27 protein-coding genes and 2 tRNA genes are annotated in these 19152 nt (G+C 66.3%); 22 read left to right on the top strand and 7 right to left on the bottom strand.

Annotated elements, in window-relative coordinates:
* Positions 1-2 precede the first annotated feature (2 nt).
* From CRM90_RS22360 to CRM90_RS22390, 7 genes are all read left to right on the top strand, one after another.
* Entirely contained in the window at positions 3-1226 is a 1224-nt protein-coding gene (locus CRM90_RS22360) for an Nramp family divalent metal transporter (RefSeq protein ID WP_102809150.1), read from the top strand.
* An 11-nt stretch (positions 1227-1237) separates the two neighbouring features.
* Positions 1238-2311, top strand: coding sequence for a poly-gamma-glutamate hydrolase family protein (locus CRM90_RS22365; RefSeq protein WP_102809125.1), 1074 nt, complete (start codon positions 1238-1240; stop codon positions 2309-2311).
* A 90-nt stretch (positions 2312-2401) separates the two neighbouring features.
* Positions 2402-3493, top strand: coding sequence for an acyl-CoA synthetase family protein (locus CRM90_RS22370; protein WP_102809126.1), 1092 nt, complete (start codon positions 2402-2404; stop codon positions 3491-3493).
* Between the two features lie 2 nt (positions 3494-3495).
* Complete coding sequence (locus CRM90_RS22375; protein WP_502693303.1) at positions 3496-4863, top strand: aldehyde dehydrogenase family protein; 1368 nt, start codon at positions 3496-3498, stop codon at positions 4861-4863.
* Between the two features lie 49 nt (positions 4864-4912).
* Positions 4913-5692 carry a DUF1365 family protein gene (locus tag CRM90_RS22380; protein ID WP_102809128.1) on the top strand — a complete coding sequence of 260 codons (780 nt, stop codon included), beginning with the start codon at positions 4913-4915 and terminating at the stop codon, positions 5690-5692.
* Positions 5693-5739: 47 nt separating this feature from the next.
* Positions 5740-6309 carry a sigma-70 family RNA polymerase sigma factor gene (locus CRM90_RS22385; protein ID WP_370507530.1) on the top strand — a complete coding sequence of 190 codons (570 nt, stop codon included), beginning with the start codon at positions 5740-5742 and terminating at the stop codon, positions 6307-6309.
* Entirely contained in the window at positions 6306-7037 is a 732-nt protein-coding gene (locus CRM90_RS22390; RefSeq protein ID WP_102809129.1) for an anti-sigma factor, read from the top strand. The genes CRM90_RS22385 and CRM90_RS22390 overlap by 4 nt, the downstream gene beginning before the upstream one ends.
* On the opposite strand, the gene CRM90_RS22395 is transcribed toward CRM90_RS22390, so the two are convergent.
* Entirely contained in the window at positions 7034-8128 is a 1095-nt protein-coding gene (locus CRM90_RS22395) for a glutamate--cysteine ligase 2 (RefSeq protein ID WP_233209456.1), read from the bottom strand. The genes CRM90_RS22390 and CRM90_RS22395 overlap by 4 nt on opposite strands.
* Positions 8129-8242: 114 nt before the next feature.
* On the opposite strand from CRM90_RS22395, the gene CRM90_RS22400 reads away from it, so the two are divergent.
* The 4 genes from CRM90_RS22400 to CRM90_RS22410 all read left to right on the top strand — a co-directional run bounded on the left by CRM90_RS22400 (position 8243) and on the right by CRM90_RS22410 (position 9640).
* Positions 8243-9076 carry an LLM class F420-dependent oxidoreductase gene (locus tag CRM90_RS22400; protein WP_102809131.1) on the top strand — a complete coding sequence of 278 codons (834 nt, stop codon included), beginning with the start codon at positions 8243-8245 and terminating at the stop codon, positions 9074-9076.
* Between the two features lie 106 nt (positions 9077-9182).
* Positions 9183-9407 (top strand): hypothetical protein, encoded by a 225-nt coding sequence (locus CRM90_RS22405; protein WP_102809132.1) that lies wholly within the window; start codon positions 9183-9185, stop codon positions 9405-9407.
* Positions 9404-9514: a DUF3349 domain-containing protein gene (locus CRM90_RS30310; RefSeq protein ID WP_142391421.1), complete on the top strand. Its 111-nt coding sequence runs from the start codon at positions 9404-9406 to the stop codon at positions 9512-9514. The genes CRM90_RS22405 and CRM90_RS30310 overlap by 4 nt, the downstream gene beginning before the upstream one ends.
* Before the next feature lie 53 nt (positions 9515-9567).
* Positions 9568-9640: transfer RNA gene (locus CRM90_RS22410), tRNA-Arg, on the top strand.
* A 47-nt stretch (positions 9641-9687) separates the two neighbouring features.
* Here the strand turns inward: CRM90_RS22410 and CRM90_RS22415 are convergent.
* A complete protein-coding gene (locus CRM90_RS22415) occupies positions 9688-10848 on the bottom strand; it encodes a site-specific integrase (RefSeq protein ID WP_199189999.1) in 1161 nt (386 codons plus the stop codon).
* Positions 10838-11419 (bottom strand): helix-turn-helix domain-containing protein, encoded by a 582-nt coding sequence (locus CRM90_RS22420; protein WP_142391422.1) that lies wholly within the window; start codon positions 11417-11419, stop codon positions 10838-10840. The genes CRM90_RS22415 and CRM90_RS22420 overlap by 11 nt, the downstream gene beginning before the upstream one ends.
* A gap of 79 nt (positions 11420-11498) precedes the next feature.
* Here CRM90_RS22420 and CRM90_RS22425 point away from each other — a divergent pair, with 79 nt between their 5' ends.
* The 10 genes from CRM90_RS22425 (at position 11499) to CRM90_RS22465 (ending at position 16137) form a co-directional block, all read left to right on the top strand.
* On the top strand, positions 11499-11699 hold the full coding sequence (locus CRM90_RS22425; RefSeq protein WP_102809153.1) for a helix-turn-helix transcriptional regulator: 201 nt from the start codon (positions 11499-11501) through the stop codon (positions 11697-11699).
* Entirely contained in the window at positions 11699-11974 is a 276-nt protein-coding gene (locus tag CRM90_RS22430; RefSeq protein ID WP_102809134.1) for a hypothetical protein, read from the top strand. Before CRM90_RS22425 ends, CRM90_RS22430 begins: the two co-directional genes overlap by 1 nt.
* Positions 11971-12225, top strand: a complete 255-nt coding sequence (locus CRM90_RS22435; RefSeq protein ID WP_102809135.1) for a hypothetical protein — start codon at positions 11971-11973, stop codon at positions 12223-12225. Before CRM90_RS22430 ends, CRM90_RS22435 begins: the two co-directional genes overlap by 4 nt.
* Positions 12226-12362: 137 nt before the next feature.
* Positions 12363-13289, top strand: a complete 927-nt coding sequence (locus CRM90_RS30315) for a hypothetical protein (RefSeq protein ID WP_142391423.1) — start codon at positions 12363-12365, stop codon at positions 13287-13289.
* Entirely contained in the window at positions 13286-13636 is a 351-nt protein-coding gene (locus tag CRM90_RS22445) for a hypothetical protein (protein ID WP_102809137.1), read from the top strand. The genes CRM90_RS30315 and CRM90_RS22445 overlap by 4 nt, the downstream gene beginning before the upstream one ends.
* Positions 13637-13653: 17 nt before the next feature.
* Positions 13654-14046, top strand: coding sequence for a helix-turn-helix domain-containing protein (locus CRM90_RS30320; RefSeq protein ID WP_142391424.1), 393 nt, complete (start codon positions 13654-13656; stop codon positions 14044-14046).
* Positions 14047-14081: 35 nt separating this feature from the next.
* Positions 14082-14303: a hypothetical protein gene (locus CRM90_RS22450; RefSeq protein ID WP_142391425.1), complete on the top strand. Its 222-nt coding sequence runs from the start codon at positions 14082-14084 to the stop codon at positions 14301-14303.
* Positions 14304-14317: 14 nt separating this feature from the next.
* A complete protein-coding gene (locus CRM90_RS22455; protein WP_102809139.1) occupies positions 14318-15079 on the top strand; it encodes a hypothetical protein in 762 nt (253 codons plus the stop codon).
* Between the two features lie 346 nt (positions 15080-15425).
* The gene (locus CRM90_RS22460; RefSeq protein WP_102809140.1) at positions 15426-15833 is read left to right on the top strand and encodes a hypothetical protein; all 408 of its coding nucleotides are present in this window, start codon (positions 15426-15428) and stop codon (positions 15831-15833) included.
* Positions 15826-16137 carry a hypothetical protein gene (locus CRM90_RS22465; RefSeq protein ID WP_142391426.1) on the top strand — a complete coding sequence of 104 codons (312 nt, stop codon included), beginning with the start codon at positions 15826-15828 and terminating at the stop codon, positions 16135-16137. The genes CRM90_RS22460 and CRM90_RS22465 overlap by 8 nt, the downstream gene beginning before the upstream one ends.
* A 483-nt stretch (positions 16138-16620) precedes the next feature.
* On the opposite strand, the gene CRM90_RS22470 is transcribed toward CRM90_RS22465, so the two are convergent.
* Positions 16621-17364, bottom strand: a complete 744-nt coding sequence (locus CRM90_RS22470) for a DUF3800 domain-containing protein (protein ID WP_102809142.1) — start codon at positions 17362-17364, stop codon at positions 16621-16623.
* A gap of 82 nt (positions 17365-17446) precedes the next feature.
* A complete protein-coding gene (locus tag CRM90_RS22475) occupies positions 17447-18139 on the bottom strand; it encodes a hypothetical protein (protein ID WP_142391427.1) in 693 nt (230 codons plus the stop codon).
* Between the two features lie 173 nt (positions 18140-18312).
* Here CRM90_RS22475 and CRM90_RS22480 point away from each other — a divergent pair.
* Positions 18313-18400 (top strand) — tRNA-Ile (locus tag CRM90_RS22480).
* Here CRM90_RS22480 and CRM90_RS22485 read toward each other — a convergent pair.
* Both CRM90_RS22485 and CRM90_RS31055 read right to left on the bottom strand, forming a co-directional pair.
* Positions 18364-18609, bottom strand: coding sequence for a ribosome modulation factor (locus CRM90_RS22485; RefSeq protein ID WP_102809144.1), 246 nt, complete (start codon positions 18607-18609; stop codon positions 18364-18366). The two genes, CRM90_RS22480 and CRM90_RS22485, sit on opposite strands and share 37 nt — an antisense overlap.
* 70 nt (positions 18610-18679) lie before the next feature.
* On the bottom strand, positions 18680-19152 hold a 473-nt coding region (locus tag CRM90_RS31055; protein WP_233209457.1), incomplete at its 5' end, for a hypothetical protein.

Genomic DNA, 19152 nt, shown 5'->3' on the forward strand with positions numbered 1-19152 from the left:
GGTTGGCACAGGTGACGCGGGCCCGCACTGCGGGCTGGTATCTGCTCGGCCCCGCCTTTGTCGCGGCGATCGCCTACGTCGATCCGGGCAATGTCGCGGCCAACATCAGCGCCGGCGCCCAGTTCGGATATCTGCTGGTGTGGGTGATCGTCATGGCCAACGTGATGGCCGGACTGGTCCAGTACCTGTCCGCCAAACTCGGTCTGGTCACCGGGCGCACCTTGCCCGAAGCCGTTCGGGACCACACCCGCACACCGACCCGGGTCGGGTACTGGCTGCAAGCCGAGCTGGTGGCGATCGCCACCGACGTCGCCGAGGTGGTCGGCGGTGCCATCGCGCTGCGACTGCTGTTCGGCCTGCCGTTACTGGTCGGCGGGATCATCACCGGCGTGGTGTCGCTGATACTGCTGGCCGTGCAGGACCGCCGGGGCCAGCGGGTGTTCGAGCGGGTGATCACCGGCCTGCTGCTGGTGATCGCGATCGGCTTCCTGTCCAGCCTCTTCGTTCGGACGCCGCCGGCCGCCGAGGTGGTGGGCGGCCTGCTGCCCCGGTTCGACGGCCCGGAGAGCGTGCTGCTGGCCACCGCGATGCTCGGCGCAACCGTGATGCCGCACGCGGTCTACCTGCATTCCGGCCTCGCCCGCGACCGGCACGGACACCCCGCGGCTGGCGCCCCGCGCGCCCGGCTGCTGCGGATCACGCGGTGGGACGTCAGCATCGCCATGCTGGTCGCGGGGGCGGTCAACATGTCGATGCTGTTGATCGCGGCGACCAACCTGCAGGGCCGCGATGACACCGACTCGATCGAAGGGGCGCACGCGGCCGTCCGCGACGCGTTGGGGCCAGGAGTCGCACTGCTCTTCGCGATCGGGCTGCTGGCCTCGGGGCTGGCGTCGACGTCGGTCGGTGCGTACGCCGGGGCGATGATCATGCAGGGGCTGCTGCGCAAGACGTTCCCGTTGCTGGTGCGCAGGCTCGTCACGTTGATCCCGGCGCTGGTGGTGCTGGGCACGGGCATCGATCCCAGCCGCGCGCTGGTCATCTCCCAGGTGGTGCTGTCGTTCGGGATCCCGTTCGCGCTGGTGCCGCTGATCCGCCTGACCAGCAAGTCCACCCTGATGGGGGCCGACGTGAACAGCCGGGTGACCACGGCGTTCGGCTGGGCGGTCGCGGCGGTGATTACGCTGCTGAACGTGGTACTGATCTATCTGACCTTCGCGCACTGAAACTCGGCTCGATGTCGCCGACCCCCCGGCTCCGCCGACACCCGTACTTCGCCTACGGGTCCAACCTCTGCGTGCAGCAGATGGCCCGGCGCTGTCCCGGGGCCGCCGACCCCCGGCCGGCGACCCTGGCCGACCACGACTGGCTGATCAACGAGCGCGGCGTCGCGACGGTCGAGCCCTTCGCGGGCAGCGAGGTGCACGGGGTGCTGTGGTGGCTGACCGACCACGACCTCGCCACCCTGGACAGCGCCGAAGGGGTGCCGGTGCGGTACCGCCGCGACCGGCTGACCGTGCAGACCGCCGACGGGCCCGCTCCGGCGTGGGTGTACATCGATCACCGCACCGAACCCGGCCCGCCCCGGCCGGGTTATCTGGAACGCATCATCGACGGCGCCCAGCACCACGGTCTGCCGCAGCGCTGGGTCGACTTCCTGCGCCGTTGGGACCCCGCACACTGGCCGCGACCGCTGGCGTCGAACAAGACTGGACCGCAATCCCTTTCGGAACTGCTCGCCGATCCGTCGGTCGTCGAGGTGAGCCGGCTGCGGTCGCGGTTCGGGTTCCTGGCGATCCACGGCGGCGGCCTGGAACAGATGACCGACGTCATCGCCGAACGAGCCGCCGACGCCGCCGGCGCGTCGCTGTATCTGCTGCGCCACCCGAAGGACTACCCGCATCACCTGCCGTCGGCACGCTATCTGGGCGCCGAATCAGACCGTCTTGCCGCGTTTCTCGACCACGTCGAGGTGGCGGTCTCCCTGCACGGATACGGGCGCATCGGCCGCAGCACCGAGCTGCTGGCCGGTGGCGGCAATCGGGAACTGGCCGGCCATCTGGCCGCTCACATCGAGCTGCCGGGCTACCGCATCGTCACCGACCTCGGCGCGATCCCCGCCGAACTGCGTGGCCTGCACCCGAACAACCCGGTCAACCGGGTCAGCGGCGGCGGCACGCAGCTGGAATTGCCGACGCGAGTGCGCGGCATCAGCCCGCGTAGTCAGCCGCCGAATGCCGACGGCCTGTCCCCCGCCACCTCCGCACTGGTGCAAGGCCTGGTCGCCGCAGCGCACGCCTGGACGCTCTAACCGTCCGGAATACGAACTCCAGCAGTCGAATCGGTTAACGACGCCCCCGTCCGCCGCAGATCGACCCGGCGTTACGCGAGGATCCACCGTGTGGCCGACGTCGACTTCTCGCTGCTGGACCTGCCCCGCGAGACCCCACCGCCGGAACCGGACGCATATCTGCGCGCGGCGATGGCCTGGCACTTCGGCGCCGACACCGGCTCCCCGTACTGGCTGCGCACCGCACAGCGCCTGGACTTCGATCCGCTCACCGACGTCCGGACTTTCGCCGACCTGCACCGGTTCCCGAATCTGGTCAATGAATTACGCGACGTCCCGGCGCACGATCTGATCCCGCGCGGCTACGGCACACCCGCCCCGGTCCCGCTCATCTTCGAATCCGGTGGCACGACAGGCGCACCCAAACGGACAGCGCAGCTGCCCGACTGGGTGGCGCAGGTGGTCGACTGGCAGACCGACGATTTTTCTTCCGCCGGGTTCGTCCCCGGTGGCGGCTTCCTGTGCCTCATGCCCAGCGGCCCGCACGGCGTCGGCTACTTCTCCAGGGTGGTGTCCGCTCGGCTCGGTTCGATCTGTCACACGGTCGATCTCGACCCCCGCTGGGTCAAGAAACTCGTCGCGCGTGGCGCCGCGGCCGAGATGTCGGCCTACCTGGGCCACCTGCTCGAACAAGCCGGTTATGTTCTGCGCAGCCAGCACATCGTCAACCTGCACACCACGCCCCCGCTGCTGGACGCGATCGCGCGTGACGACACCCTCACCCGGCTGGTCGGTGACACGGTTCGCTTCATCATGCTCAGCGGCGCGCACGTGGATCCCGACACCCTCGACGTGTTGCGTGATGTGTTCCCGGCCAGCGAGATCGCGATGGTGTTCGGCAGCACGATGATCCTGTCGCAGGCCCAAACCCGAACCAGTGGTGAGCAATTCGTGTTCGACCCGCGCAGCCCCTACGTTGTTTTCCGGGTGGTCGATCCGGACACCGGCGAGCGGGTCGGCTACGGCGAACGCGGCCAGGTGGTGATGAACCACATCAGCAAAGGCATGTTCATTCCCAACAATCTCGAGCGGGACACGGCAATCAGACTGCCCGGACCCGACGGCCACGTCGGCGACTCGGTCGCCGAGATCGCACCCGTCGCCACTCTCGACGGCGAGACCGTGATCGAGGGCGTGTACTGATCGTGATCGACCTGCCCGGCCTGGTACCGAGCGGCGAATACCGTTCCCGCAGGCGCGAAGTCATCACCGACACCGCCGGCGTGCCGGTCGCCGAACTGAGCCTGGCCCCGCCGCTGTACATCGCGCGGACCATCGCGGCGCAGCGCACGACCACGCCACTGCCCGCCGACCAGCGACGTGTCGCGCTGGCCAGGGCCGGCGCGGCTTTCGTCGACTCGACGGTTGCCGGGCTGGACTTCGAGTCGTATGTGCAACTGGCAAGCCGGGTTTCGGGGCTGCCGATCGCGGTGGCGCGCACCCAGGCCATCGAGGTGAGCGAGGCTGTCGGCGTCGCGTTCGACTCGGTGCAGCCGGCCCGGCCGGTCGGTGCGGTTCCGGATTGGGCGGCGGTCCCACCCGGGCAGGCCGGCGCGATCTGGTCGCGGCGCGGTGAGGTGTTCGGGGTGCACGCCTCCGGCAATGCGCCCGGCGTCCACGGGCTGTGGCCGCAGGCCCTCGCGTTGGGGTACCGGGTGGCGATCCGGCCGTCGCGTCGTGAGCCGTTCACCGCGCACCGGCTCGTCACCGCGTTGCGGAACAACGGATTCCGCGACGACGACGTCACCTACCTTCCCACCGATCACGCCGGAGCCGACGAGATCATCAGCTCGGCCGACCTCGCCCTGGTGTACGGCGGCGATGACGTGGTCGCCAAGTACGGCAGCGACCCGACGGTCTTCGTCAACGGTCCGGGTCGCACCAAGATCCTGCTGACGGCCGAGCAGGACTGGCGCGCGCACCTGGACGTCATCGTCGACTCGATCGCCCGGCTGGGCGGCATGGCGTGTGTCAACACCACCGCCGTGCTGGTCGAGGGTGACGCGGCGGGGATCGCCGCAGCGATCGCGCAGCGGCTGCGCACCATCGCGGCGCTGCCCGCCGACGACGAGCGCGCGGTGCTGCCCACCCAGCCGCTGGCGGGTGCCGAGGCCATCGCGAGACGTGTCGCCACGCGGGCGGCGGGCACCGTCGCCCTGCTCGGCGCCGACCAGATCGTGGCTGACCTCGGTGACGGCCGGGCAGCGCTGCGCCCGGCCGTGCACCTGCTTGCCGGCCCGGATCCCGAGAAGCTCGGCACCGAGCTGCCGTTCCCCTGCGTCTGGGTCGCCCCATGGGAACGTGCTGCCGGCGTGGCAGTGCTGCGCAACTCGCTGGTGGTCGGCGCGTTCACCGAGGACGACAGCCTGGTGACCGCACTGCTCGAGGAGCCCACGATCGCCAACGTGTACCGCGGCCCGGTGCCCACCTACTACACGGCGACCGGGCTGCCCCACGACGGTTTCCTGGCCGATTTCCTGATGCGCACGAAGGGGTTCGTCCGCCGCGGATGATCACCGGGGCCGCACCCATCCAAGCCTTCGGGTGCTCCGAATACCGGATGTGGAACCGACAAGCACCCTCACAGGCCGCCCGACGACCGCGCTGTACCGGACCCGCATCACGCAACTACGCAGGTCACCGGTGCACCACCACACCGAGCGCTGCAGCTATAGCTGGTACGTCGACATCGACGACCTGCCGCGGCTGCCCCGGTGGCTGCAGCCTTTCGCCCGCTTCGAGGGTGCCGACCACTTCCACGGGGCGCCCGACGACACCCTGCGTCAGCGGGTCGACGCCGTTCTGGCCGACCACGGCGTCCACCTGCCGGGTGGCCGGATCACCGCACTGCTCCTGCCGCGCGTGCTGGGCCGGGCCTGCAACCCGCTGAGCCTGTTCTGGTGTCACGACGCCCAGGGCGTCCTGCGCTGTGTGCTCGCCGAGATGCAGCACGGCGGGCGTCGGCATGCCTACCTGCTGCCACCGGGTGAGTACGCCACCCCTTTCGACGGGTCGGGCGGCCAGTACGTGATCCGCGCGCCCTTGCCCGACGAGGAAGTGGACCTGCGGATGTCGCTGTTCCGCGACCACGAGGCCGCCGTGGTCGCCACCGTCCGTGGCACTCGTCGTCCGGCCACTGTCGCAGAGATCCTGCGACTGCAGGTGACGGCGCCGCTCGCTCCGCAGATGACCGCGCTGAGTATGCGGGTCCACGACTTCGTGCTGCGGCTGCGCGGTGTCCCGGCGATGCCGCGACCGGCCGAGCAGCTGGAACGCTCGCCGCACACCGTGGCCGTCCGTCCGGGTTGGACCGCGCAGAAATGTTCGTGGATGCCATCGTGACATGTGCGGCCGGAGGGGCCGTTAGGCTACGCGACGATGCCAGCAACATGTGGATGGCGGCGTTGACGACCGCGGCCGCTGAACTCGACGCACTTCTGCGCCGAGTGGCTCAGCGCGACGCCGATGCCTTTGCCTCTTTTTACGACGCCACCCGCGCGCGGGTGTACGGACTGGTCACCCGCGTACTGCGAGACCAGGGCTACAGCGAGGAGACGACCCAGGACGTCTACCTGCAGGTATGGCGGACCGCGGAAAGCTACGACCCTGCCTCGGGCAGCGCGGTCGCATGGCTGCTGACATTGGCGCACCGCCGCGCCGTGGACCGGGTGCGCTCCGAGCAGGCCGCCACGCAGCGCGAGTCCCGGTATGGCGCGGCCAGTGTCGAGCCGCCCCTGGACCACGTCGCCGACGCGGTGATCACCGAGGACGAGCGGCGACAGGTGACGGCCTGCCTGGACGGGCTCACCGACGTACAGCGCGAGTGCATCGAACTGGCCTATTACCAAGGAATGACTTACGTGCAGGTGTCGGAGCGGTTGGCCGCCAACCTGGCTACGGTGAAGTCCCGAATGCGCGATGCGCTTCGTGGCCTGCGTAATTGTTTGGGTGTGCGATGACTGAACCACACGAAACCGACCTGCTGGAGCTGGCGGTGCCGTATGCGCTGCATGCGGTGTCCAACGCTGAGCGTGACGAGATCGAGGACCGCCTGGCACAGCTGGCGCGGCCTGAAGCCGACGCCTTCTACGACGAGGTGCGGGCCGTCCGCGAGACCATGGCCGTCGTCTCGGCGGTCAGCGCCAGTGAACCGCCCGCCGACCTGCGGCGCCGGCTGTTGTCCGCGGTGACCGATGACAACGTGCGCAGTCTGCCTGTGGCTCAACCTGATTCGACGGGCAATCGCTGGCGGGGCCCGGTGTTGGCGGTGGCGGCGGCGCTGGTGATCGGCCTGGGCGCCGTCGGCGTCGGCATCGCGCTGCGCCCGGCACCGGCGAAAGTGTCGACCGCTCAGCAGGTCTTCGGCGCGCCAGACGTGCACACCGTCTCCGGTGCGATCCCGGGTGGTGGCACCGCGACGGTGGTGTTCTCCCGCGAGAAGAACGCCGGCGTGCTGGTGATGAACGACGTGCCGAAACCGGCGCCGGGCACGGTGTATCAGATGTGGCTGGTCGGCAACAGCGGCGCCACATCCGCCGGGACGATGGACGACAACGCGGTGACACCGTCGACGACGGCGGTGCTGCCGGATCTCGGCGGCTCCACGGCACTGAAATTCACCGTCGAACCCGGCACCGGCTCCACCCAGCCGACGGGCCAGGTCGTGGCCGAACTTCCGCTGGTCTAGCGTTCCAGCGTCGCTTCGGCGGCGACGGCGATGACGTCGGCGATCTCGTGCCGTTCCCGCCATGCGGCACGCTGCCGCATCGCCCCGTTGCCGTCCCGCAGCAGGCGGCCCAGCTCGGCGTGCACCCATTCGCTGTCACCGAGTTCGTCCAGTGCGGGCTGGAGCAGGCCCAGCCACTCGCCCAGCACCCGTGACGTCGGGGCGGTAGCCCACCCCTCGATCACGTCGATGGTCTGGCCGTCCAACCCGTCGTGCGCGGCCTTCCAATAGGCGGCGCGCAGGATGTGGTCGTCGACCTTGGGCGCCTTCTCGCCGCCGCGGTCGGCCGCGAGCGCCGTCATCACCGCGGCCCGGCTCAGTGTCGCCAGCAGCACGGTCTCGGCCGAGGTGGCCGGGACGTCGGCGACCCGGATCTCGACCGTCGGGAACTTCTCGGACGGCCGCACATCCCAATAGACCATGCCCTCGTCGAGCATGGCGCCCGAGTCATTCATCAGCGCGACGATCGCGTCGTAGTGCTCGGCGGAATCGAAGTGCGGCGGCGGCCCTGCGCTGGGCCAGCGGCCCCACAGCACGCTGCGCCAACTGGCATGGCCACTGTCGGCGTTGCGGTAGATCGCCGAGTTCGCGGTCAAAGCCAGCAGCATCGGCAGCCACGGACGCAGCCAGTTACTGACGGCGATAGCCGCATCCCGGTCGGGCACCTCGACATGGACATGGCATCCGCAGATGCCTTGCTCGTGGGCGATCATGCCGAACCGCTCACCGATCTTCCGGTAACGCGGGGTGTCGGTCAGCGGAAAGCTGTGTGGCACCGTGGGCGGCAGGCCGACGGCCAGCAGTCGTGCGCCCGCCTTCTCGGCGGACTCGGCTGCGACCGCCCGGAGCTCGTTGATCTGTTGGCGCAGTTGCGAACTCGTCTGTGCCACCTCGGTGGCGGTTTCGACCTGACAGGACGTCAACTCCAGTTGCAGGTCGACCCCGCGTTCGGCCGCGTACTCGGCGACCTGGGTGTTGCGGGCGACCGGTTCACCGGTGCTGGGATCGACGAGGAGGAATTCCTCCTCCACGCCGACGCTGGGCGGATTCACGAAGCACAGACATGCCCACGCCACCGGGTGGCCAAACCCGAATCGCAGGTCAACCGTGCCACATACCGAGACCGACGCTGTCGATCGCGGTGAACCCGGCCATAGCATGCCGGGATGGTCAAAGACTTTCGCTTCGGCATCGGTGTGCGGTCGGTCAAGTCGGCACAGCGGCTGCGCGAAACCGTGCGCAGGTTCGAAGATCTGGGCTTCGACGTCCTGCATGTCCCGGACCATCTCGGCCGCTTCGGGGTGCCCGCGCCGTTCCCCACCATGGTGGCCGCGGCCGAGGCTGCCAAGACCATGCGGGTGGGGACGTTCGTGATCAATGCGGCGTTCTACAAGCCGGCTTTACTGGCTCGCGACGCCGTCGCCGTCGACGTCCTCAGCGAGGGCCGGCTCGACCTCGGCTTGGGCACCGGGTACGTGCGTGAAGAGTTCGAGGCCGCCGAGATGCCGTATCCGAGCGCCGGTGAGCGGGTCGATCATCTGCGGCACACCACGCAGTACCTCAAGCAGACCGCGCCGACGATCCCGATCCTGATCGCGGGTAACGGCGACCGGGTGCTGCGCATCGCCGCCCAGCACGCCGACATCATCGGGCTGACCGGAGGCGGGGTGCCGGAGTACCCCGGCCATGACCCGCTGGCCGAGCGCATCGAATTCGTGCGGGATGCGGCCGGCGACCGGTTCGCCGACCTTGAGCTGAACATCGCGATCACCGGTGTGCCGACGGATTCGTCGGGCATCCCGGACCTGGCACTGACCCGCGGGTACGCCCCGGACGCCACCGAGGAGCAACTGCTGGCGCTGCCGACCGTGCTGACGGGAACGCCGCGAGACATCGCCGACACCCTGCGGGCACGGCGCGACGACTACGGCATCACCTACTTCACCGTGCAGGACTACCACGCTGAGTATTTCGCGAAAGTCATAGCGGAACTGCGCTGACGGGTTTGCGAGGCCGTCGGACTGGCTATGGCTCCACGATTGGAGGCGCAGCATGGCGGTAATACCGAGCTATTCGATGGGACACGACGGGTTTGACGACGGGAGAATGCAGCACGCCGAGGGCGTGCTGGTGGGTTTGAGGCGCTGCTCGGTGGATGCGGCCTGCGGTGAGATCGACCAGGTGTCGCGACGGTATCGCCTGGACGGTAGGCGGGTGGCCCAAGCTCTGGTCCGGCTGGCCCAAAACGTCGAACCCGAGGCCGACAGCAATGCGACGGCCGTTGCGCGCTTCGAGTGGGGTGCGCTGCTGGCGGGAGGCCGACGATCATGATTCGCCGGTTCGTCGCCTGGGTTCGCCAGGACTATCCCAAGGCCGCCCCGACGCAGGGCCACAGCGCGCTGGTCGCGCTGTACGCGCGCCGCGGGGCGGTGCGCTGACCCGCTGGAATGACGGGCGCGTTGCCGTCAGGCGGTAAGCTGCCAGCCGTTGCGCCCCCGTAGCTCAGGGGATAGAGCACGGCTCTCCTAAAGCCGGTGTCGCAGGTTCGAATCCTGCCGGGGGCACAGGTCAGACATGGTACTTAGCCATGCTGAACAACTCGATCCATCGTTTATTCATCGTTAATGGTCCGGTCGAGGAGAGCCGCCACGGCGGTATGCACCCGGCCGCGAGCCATGTACTTGTCCTGAGTCATCGAGATCCGGCTATGGCCCAGGTGGTCGGCGCCGATCCTGGCCGACAGACCTTCGTCGTCGATCAACGTGGCCACCGTCTTGCGGAAGCTGTGTGACGTTGCGTCCGGAACGCCCAAGCCCTCGCGGACCTCGCGCCAGCGGGCCCGGAAGTTGTCAGGGTCGCGCCAGGTGCCCGCTGCAGACGGGAACACCATCGATTGCTCGCCGAGGTAAGGCAATTCGCGCCGCGCGACGAGCACCGTGGCCGCGAAGGTCGGCAGCGGGATGGTCCGTCTCCCGGCCGCCGTCTTGGTCTCATCGATCCGCATCAAGCCTTTGCCCGCCGCCCGGATCACCTTGCCCGAGACCGCCAGCGTGCTGCCCTCCTCATCGAAATCAACCCACTGCAGGCCGAGCAGTTCTGAGATCCGGAGGCCCGTCGCGATGAACAGCGTGATTGGGTCGACCAGATCATTGCGTTGACACGTCTCGGACTCCCGCAGCTTGGTCAGCAGCCCGCGTAACTCGTCGGCCGTCAGCGCGCTGGCACCCTTCGGCTTGTTCTTGGCCCGCATCGGCGACACGTCGCGAACCGGGTTGGCCGCCAGCACGTTGGCCATCACTGCCAGGTGCAGGCCGCCCTTGAGGATCGTTTTTGCTTGCACGGCAAGGACATCACCGTGCGCGTTCCGCATGGATCTGATCGCGGCGTCGATCCGCGCTGGCGTCGACTCCCCCACGCGCACCCCGGCGATGATCTTGCCGAGGAGCTTCGCGCAATACCGGTAAGTGTCGATTGTGCGGACGGCTCGACCGTCTTCTTCCAGCCGATCGATGTGCTTGTCGACCAGCGCCATGATCTTGGTATCGAGAGTGACCTCCCCGCCGCCGGCTGCCCGCCGTTGCATCAGCGCCTCGATCAGTACATCCTCGGCCAGCTTGCCGTACTGATCTTCGGGCGGTCCTTGACGCTCCACGATCCGCGTGACGCCATCCGTGTCGCGAAATCGGCACCGTGCCAACCAGACCCCGCCGCCCAACGACTGCCGGGCGATTTTGCCGTGCTGCCCGATCCGAAGCGGTGGCCTACCCGCCATGGTTTTTCCGGTAGATAGCTATCAGTTCGGCACGCTGATCTTCCTGTTCCGATATGGCGCCTTTGATCGCATTTCGCCGATCGTCGTTTTCGGTCGAGCGGGGTAGGCCCGCGAGCACGCTATACAGAGAACCCAAATCCTGTTCAATCCGCAGTAGCTGCAACGGGATAATCATCGATCCGTCAGTGTCGATTCCGTCAGGCATAAACCACCGACGATGCACAACTTCGCCATGCTCGATGATGTCTGCGCTGCCACCCATGCCGATGAACCAACCGAGCGCGGAGAGGCCGTCCATTCGTTTGCCGGGTAGAACCTCTATCTCGGCGAGCACATCGGGAAACAGCAGTGACAGCGGCGGGACGTCCAGCGCCGCGGCGAGGCCGACCAACTCGGTGATGGTTATGTCGCGTTCGCCGGACTCAATCTTCGGCAAAGCCGTGCGATGCACGGGTGCGCCGAGCTCCTTCGTCCGTTCAGCGAGGGGTGACACTCTGAGCCCGCGCCCTCGGTTGCCCTCGCGGGCGGCCTGGATCGCGGACCCGACCATTCTCATCCAGGATGTCGTCATCGCGACAATTTTTGCACGGTTCTTGACAGTTCTCAACTATCCCCGTTTACTGTCGCATATGGAACAGAAACTGTCGCGTATGCGACATTTGTCGGACAACTGCTGGCTGACGCGACCGGAGGTCAGCGAACGGATAAAGGTCTCCAGGAAGACACTTGCCCAGTGGGCGACCCGCGGACTGGGCCCAAAATATTCACTCTTCGGCGGACAGTGCCGCTACCGCCTATCAGACCTAATCGCCTGGGAAGAAAGCCAGTTCAGCCGGGGCGGTGCCGCCTGATGCTGACCACCGATCACTACGTCGAATTGACACCCAACCAGCGTGAGGCTCAGATGCGCGCGTGCCAGCTGCGCGACACCCGCCGGCGCATCGAGGGCCTCCTGCGCGAGTACACCCCCACTGAGGAATTGGCGCTGGACGAGGCGCAATTCATGCTCGCCGCGCTTTCGGCAATCGTCCGTACGCGCGACGGCAGTGTGGCGGGGGCACGCGTTGCGCTCACACTCAACGGGCCGGCTGGTTGTACCGCCGACTGGGAAATTGGCGCGAAATGAAACGCAAGCTGAACCGCATCACGAATCCAAAGCAAGGGCGTTGCAGCCGTTGCGGGCGCCGCTGCCGCAGCATGCAACAAGCTGAAAGCTGGAATGTGGTGCTCCATCAGGGGATCTTGATCGCCATCGTCTGCGATCTGTGCCAGACAGTCGAGGAAAACGCCGAGGCAGAGATCAACGTCGCGACCCTCGACTACCGCGCGACATCCGATGGCCGAGTCATGGGCCGCCCCAAGTTGTTCGGCGACTGATCTTGACCGGGGCGGCCAGCGCAACGCTGGCCGCCCCTGCTCTAGCCGCCCGTATGGGCAACCAGCTCCGTGGGGACAGGCGCCCCCGGCAGGACCAGCTGGAATCGAAACCCCTACCCCCGAAACGAAAGCGCCAGATGAACGCCCGCGCCGACACTGTTCCACCGCCTGATTTCCTCATGGTGCGCCCCGCCGACATCAGCCGCGTTGGGGTCGTACCCGCCAATATCCTCGCGCTAATCCGTTACGTCACCGCACTACCCGAGGAGATCCAGGGCCGCATACTGGTCGATGGTGTCATGTGGTGGCGCGCCTCGCACCAAGACATAGGGCACGCCGCGGGTGGACTATCCCACGACGTTGTCCGCAGGGCATTGGACAAACTGTTGAAATCCGGTGACCTGCTGGCAGTTCCGGCGCTCAAGTTTTTCGGCGACAAAGCGATGATCTATCGGCTCGCTGACCAGGCATTACGCGAAACAGGCATAGGCGATGACCAGGCATTACGCGAAAGTGGCACACCGATTACGCGAAATCGGCACACCACGTCACGCGAAAGCAGCACACCAGGTGACGCGAAAGTGGCACACGTTCCTATCTCTCAAGAAAGAGAAGAAGTAAAAGAACAACCCCCCGTAGTCCCCCCAGTCGAAACAGTCAATTTGCCTGCCGTCCCCGCCGAGCCGCGCAAGCGCGCCAGCAGGCTCCCCGACGACTGGATGCCGGATCAGTCCACGATCGCCACAATGCGGTCCGAATGCCCGAATGTGGACCTCGAAGGCGAACACCGCAAGTTCACCGACTATTGGATCGCCAAGGCCGGCAGCGGCGCGACCAAGCTCGATTGGGATGCCACCTGGCGGAACTGGATTCGCAAGGCCGCCGAGTCCGCACCTGGCCGTCCGGCCGTGAACCCCGCCCGACGTTCAACGACCGACCAGCGCGTCGCCGACGTCCAAGCCCTGAAGCACACCTCGCAGATCGGCGGGCAGGACGCCAAAATTGCCGGCTATCTGGCGCTGGCCGAACGACCGAACCCAATACGAACGGAGATCCTGCAATGAACCGCGATGAAGTGATCGATGTCCTGTCTGCGGTAGCGGCCGGCGACCGGCGCACAGTCGGCGCCGCCGACGTGGACGTGTGGCAAGCCGTAATCGGCGACCTGCCGGTGGATCTCGCATTGCAGGCGGTCCGAAACCATTTACGCAACCGCCCCGACGTGTGGCTCCAGCCCGGCCACGTCTACCAGGCGGCGCGCGCTATCCGTCGAGAGCAGGCAGAGCGGGAACCGATCGAAACTGGGCCGGGCCAACGAGGCAGCACCGCCAGCCACCGCGCCGCCATCATGGCGGACTTGCGCACCATCCTGCCCCAAAAGCCCGTAACGAACAGGAACCCGACCCGATGACCCGCTCTGATCGAATTATGAACGCCGCCAACGCCGGACCCATTACGGCCGACAGCTGTGTTGTGCTGACAGGTAAATGGCTTGACGCCGCCCATCAGGCCGTGCTCATCGCGAACCGAACGCGGAAACACAACGGACTACCTGCTAGTGCAGCATATTCCGCCTTGGCCAGCGCGTTTAGCATCGCTGCTATGTCCAGAGTCGGACAATCGGACGTCGGGGAAACTGCTGCCGTGCAGCATTTTCCACGAGAGCAACCAACGGTCCCGATCAGCGAAGCCGCCGAACAACTCGGCCTATCCCGCCGCCAGGTGCAGCGGATCGCCAACAAACTCGGCGGTCGCATAATCGCCGGCCGTTGGTTGCTCGACCAGACCGCAATAGACGAGCACCAGGAAGGCCGGCGCTGATGGACCACGACAAGCTCATCGGGCACCTATCGGCTATGACCGACACCGAGTTCGCCCAGCTGACCGCCGAGGCCCGACCGCCCATCGATGCGATCTCAGCGGCCCGCGCCGGCAACCTAGCCCGAAAGTCCGCTGTCACCGCCAAGACTCAACAGCTGACCGACATGCGGGCCGAATCGGATGCACAGAATCGCGCTGCCATGGCCGCAATGTTGCCGCAGGTCCAACTGCAGCCCAACCCACTGCCCGCTCACTGAAGGGACCACTAACGATGCCCACCAAAACCGCTGCGGTGCAGACCGCCGAGGAAATCGACGCCGAAGCCGACGCCGCACGCGCCGAGCATGAACGGTTGGCAGCCCGCGCCACCTCGATCCGACAGGCCGGTTCTGACGCCCGCCGCGCCGCCGAAATCACCCTGCTACGCCAGCGGCACGCCACCTTGCCTAAAGCCGCACGCGAGGCCCGCCGCATCGCCGAGGTCGAGCTGGCCCGCGTTGCCGCCGCACCCGAACTGGACCTTGCTGCCCTAGTCGCCGCATTCGACGCCGCCCGAACCGCAGACACCGCCTGCCACATCGGCGCCGCGGTCACCAATCAACTCAACGCGGTGGATCCGCTGCCCGACAACGCCATCGGCGTGCAGCAGTCCCGCCCGCCAGCTGCTATCCCGATGAACGACGGGCGCAAGTTCTCTGACTACCTCGACGGGGTGATTCTGCGCCGCGCCAGCGCCGCCCTCGCCGCCCGCCAGAAGCAGCTGGACACCGAGAAGGCAGATGTCCTCGACGCCGCCGACAACGCTGCCCGGCAAGCCGCAGCACAAACCGCGGACGGTCGCCACGACACACCACAACCCGAATCGATCCGCGACCAATATCAGCGCGTCATCGCCGACATCACCCCCGACCACATCCAACGGCACGTCGAAGAGAACGGCGACCGCACCGGCCACCCCGAACAGATCCTGCGAAAGCAGGCTCTCGCCGACCTGCTGACAGCCGAAACCGATGACGACCACCAGGACGACTGATAACCCGAGACTGTCGACGTGCCGGACGAAAAGGAACGGCCAGCACGTCGACACCGCCACCAGCCTGTCCTGCGGGCTGGTGGCAACCCGCTGTCCACACGCCTTCCTGGGCACGTCGTGGACAGCAACCGTTGGCCGGTCGCGCCGGGAAGTAGAGCACCCGCAGCAGCGACCGGCCAACGGGCCTTTCAGCGCGACGGCCACAGGGGTAGGGCAGCCCCCCAAGGCCGATCGCTGCAGCGGAACGCCTTAGCTCTCCTGTGCCTGCGTGGGCTCGGCCCAGAGTCCGAAATGTTTGATAGCACAGCCGCTATCGGACCCGACGCCTATCTGAGAGGCGAATTTCATGGCTGACCTTGACATTCCACGCGCGCCGGTTGGCCTCGGTAAGGCGGGTCGACGACTGTGGAAGCTGGTTCAAACCGATGCCGCAGAGCAGGATATTGCGCTGGATTCGCTCGAAAATGCGTACTTGGAGGATGCCACGAGGCTGTCGGATCGGATTGACGAGCTTGAGGCGGACCTAGCTGTGTCTCCTGATGGCTTCATGGTGAAAGGTGTTGCCGGCCAGCCCGTGGCACACCCGTTGATCGCGGAGATTCGGCAGTCGCGCGCTGAGCGGGCACGAATGCTGGCCCGTATCAAGGTCAGTGCGCCCGCGGTCAGCGAGTCCGAATCTGGTGGGGTTGTGTTGCCCATGGGGGTACAGCAGCGCGACGCCGCGCGTGCGCGCTGGGACCGCGCCCATGGGTAGGCGTCGCACCCCGGCGGGGGCCGCGGTCACTGGTGTGCGGGCTCTGCTGATCGCCGAGTGGGATGCCGGCATGGAGCGCTGGCGCATCCCCGGCGCGGTCTACGCCTACGAGGAGGCTCTGAAAAGCGATGCTCCGGTGGTGATCTCGTCGGACGACCTACTCAAAGCGTTGGTGGGGGCCGGTCTCGATGCCAAGCAGTTCGGGTTCGGCGGCCGCTACTACGGCAAGCGGCTCCTGCTGGACGGGGACCAACTGACCGAGTGGGCGCACTCCGAAGACAGCGAAGTGGTGAGTGCCGAGTGAGTGCGTGTCCGTCCCGGCGAAAACTGGCGAGCATCGCGTCGAGCATCCGCCGTACCCGGCCCGCCACGGGGCGGCGTTGACCAGCTGGCCGTTGTACGGGTTACGCCGACGCCGACGCCGACGGCCAGGCTATCGGCGCGGACGCGCATCAAGACGTCGATGGTCGTCGTCACGAGACATGGAGACTTGGGTGACGGCAGTTGCCAGGCCGCCAGCTTTGCTGACAGCACTTCTATTAGCGCATCTCTGCATATAGCCTGACCAGGCAGGATGGCAAATGTCAGTCCTGCCGGATAGGCTCGCACAAGCCTCACCTGATAAAAAGAGCGAGCCTATCCGGCAGGACTATCGCCGACGGCCGAAATCGTTAGCCAGAGGTCCTGCGTTGTGTCAGGCTTCCGATGTACCATCGGGTTAACGACGTGCCGGATACCGGCCACGTTGTCCGCCTAGAGCCCTCCACAGTGGGGGCTCTAGAGCTATCTACGGCTCCCACTTGCGACAGGTCTTTAGATGGGGCCTCACCGTGTTGAACAGCTGGCGCGCCGCCTTCAACGCCTTCGGATGGCCATCTGTGACCTCAAGGTGTCGTCGGACCACGTACGTGACCATGTCAGCCGCTTGAACCCCGAGGCTGCTGTGCGAGTCGACATAGTTCATCGGCTCGATATGGCACAGACGAGTCGACCTGTACCCGGGCGTGGCCTTGCGAACGAAGCCGGCGATAGCTGCCGTCGCCGTGTCAGATTCGTCGAGGATGTCCGCCGTCACCGAGCTGCGGCATCGCCGCCACTCGCACTCGTCGTGCACCCGCTCAAGAAGATGTCGCAGGGTCACGCGATAAGGACTATCTGGGTACCGGTACCGCCCATTTAGTCGGCGCACGTCGACACCCTGGATATGGATGCGCGTACCGGAATTGGCCACGATCTGAAGGACCCGACGACAGACCCAAACCGACTCGTGGACCCGGCCATCGAGCGTCCTCCACGAACCCTTTCCATGCATGATCTCGTGCGCGTGGAACTCGATCGTCTCAGGTACACCAAACTTCTCAGCAACCAGGGCCTTGAACCCCTGTAGCTCGCGCTCGATGGTCGCGAGTTGATCCGGCATCAGCACCAAGCCGCCGACGTAGTAATCATTTTCGCCGTAGGACTCGTCGATGAAGGTGTGCAGCCCGATCGGTAGGTCGCTGGCTGCGTCGCCGTCGGGCCGATGATTCATGCGGCGGAGCCTATTCGGTCAGGCCGACGTACAACCTGCTCGGTCCGCGGCGATGCCAAAGCGAGCTGGGTCTGAGTTTGATTCAACGACTCATCATCTCGACGAACGCACGCACGATTGCGGGAAGCCGAAACCGGTACCCATTCTTCACATCACGGACGACGACTACGACAAGCGCAGTCGGGTCGTTGATCGGGTTGGTGCTCGCGCCCTGGACGACGGCTGCATACTCGGCGTCTAATTCGCCGGCTCGGTGTGTCGTGATGTAGTCGCGTTGCTCGCTGCTGAGCTGTCGCCACCAGTAATCGAGCTGCTCGCCCGCTGCCGCCAAAGTTCGCGCCGCTACCGCTGAGAGAGTCCATTCACGCGGGTCGTTGCTGCTGACCCAGTACGTCATCGAGATACCCGGCCGGCGTACTAACCGCTCAGCGAGTTGCCCCGGTAGCGGGCCAAATGGGTTGGACAGCAACGCAACCTGTTCGTCCAAGGTGAGCAACTGGCGAAACCAGCTCAGTGAGTATTCGGCCAGGGCTCGGGCGATCTCGTGAAGGCCGAGCCCGTAGCCGTCTTGGTTACCGCTGCTGACGATTGTGTTCGCAGCGACATCGACGAGCTGATAAGTGGAGTAGTCGACCGCGCGCGGATCCCGGACCCGGGACTTCTCCAGGCGGAGACCTTGACGCGTTGCGGAGCGGCGCAGCTTGTTCTCCAGCACTTTGCGCTCGACATCAGTCATCGCAGCGATCTCCGCGGCGGAGGGCGTGCTACTAGACATGCCGAGAACTATACCAGAAGCTATGCTGGAAGCGATGCTGAGATGCTCAGCGTACATACCAACGATCCCTGCGGCCGTGCTCACGGGGCGTGTTAGCCTGGCCGTCCGTCCCGCTGCAAAGCGGAGCGTGCCGGTGCCCGATAACGGTTTGAGCCGCGGGGTTGGCCGGCGACGGAGGCGTGGCAGAGCGGCCTAACGCGGGCACCTGATAAGTGCCAAGTGACTCAAATCATTCGGGGGTTCGAATCCCCCCGCCTGTCTTCTGTCAGGCATTCAAAAGGTTCTCGCGGCCACCACCCTCGGCGCGCCGGCGAGCTGGCCAGCATCGCATCGAGCATCCGCCGATAGCCGCCGCGCCACACCGCGGCGTTCACCCGCTGGCCGTAGTACGGGTTCGCTGCACCGACGCTGGCAGCCAGGCCCTCGGCGTAGATCCGTTTCACGTCGACCACGCGGGACGCTGACTGCATACCTGCTATTCGAGCACGCCAGCGACCATCTCACCGCGACGACCGGGGTGCACACTCCCAAGAATCAGGGTCAGGCCGAGTTGTTTGGCACCCAGCAGCCTGACCGAAAGAAACGGAAGCTGGTCCCTTGGCTGGCGGACTTGTTGGCCCTCCGATGGGCCGGCAGCATTTCGGTTCCGTCGAGGAGGTGATGCGCTAACAGCGTCTGAGTGTATTGAGAAGCGCTAGCACCGTGTACGGCCCGAACTGGACCGATGAACTCTTTGCAAATTGGGGTCGCGCTGAGTCCCCGGGCGAATTCAGTGAGCCCAGTGCGGCACGAGAGCGAGAGGAACGTCTTCGGACTGCACCACTTCCCCGCTGCGTCCGTTAATGCGGTACCGAGTTCGTTGCCCGAGACAAGGCCCTCGCGATCCAAGAACTTGATGCCAGCAGGTTCACCGTGTCCAACCAAAATACAGTGGGTCTTCGCGGCGCTATTGACCGTCTGTTGCCCGTCGCTATGGATGAGGATGTCGGCGTCATTGGCGGTGATGATGGGTG

Source organism: Mycobacterium sp. ENV421 (genome assembly GCF_002887815.1).
GTDB lineage: Bacteria > Actinomycetota > Actinomycetes > Mycobacteriales > Mycobacteriaceae > Mycobacterium.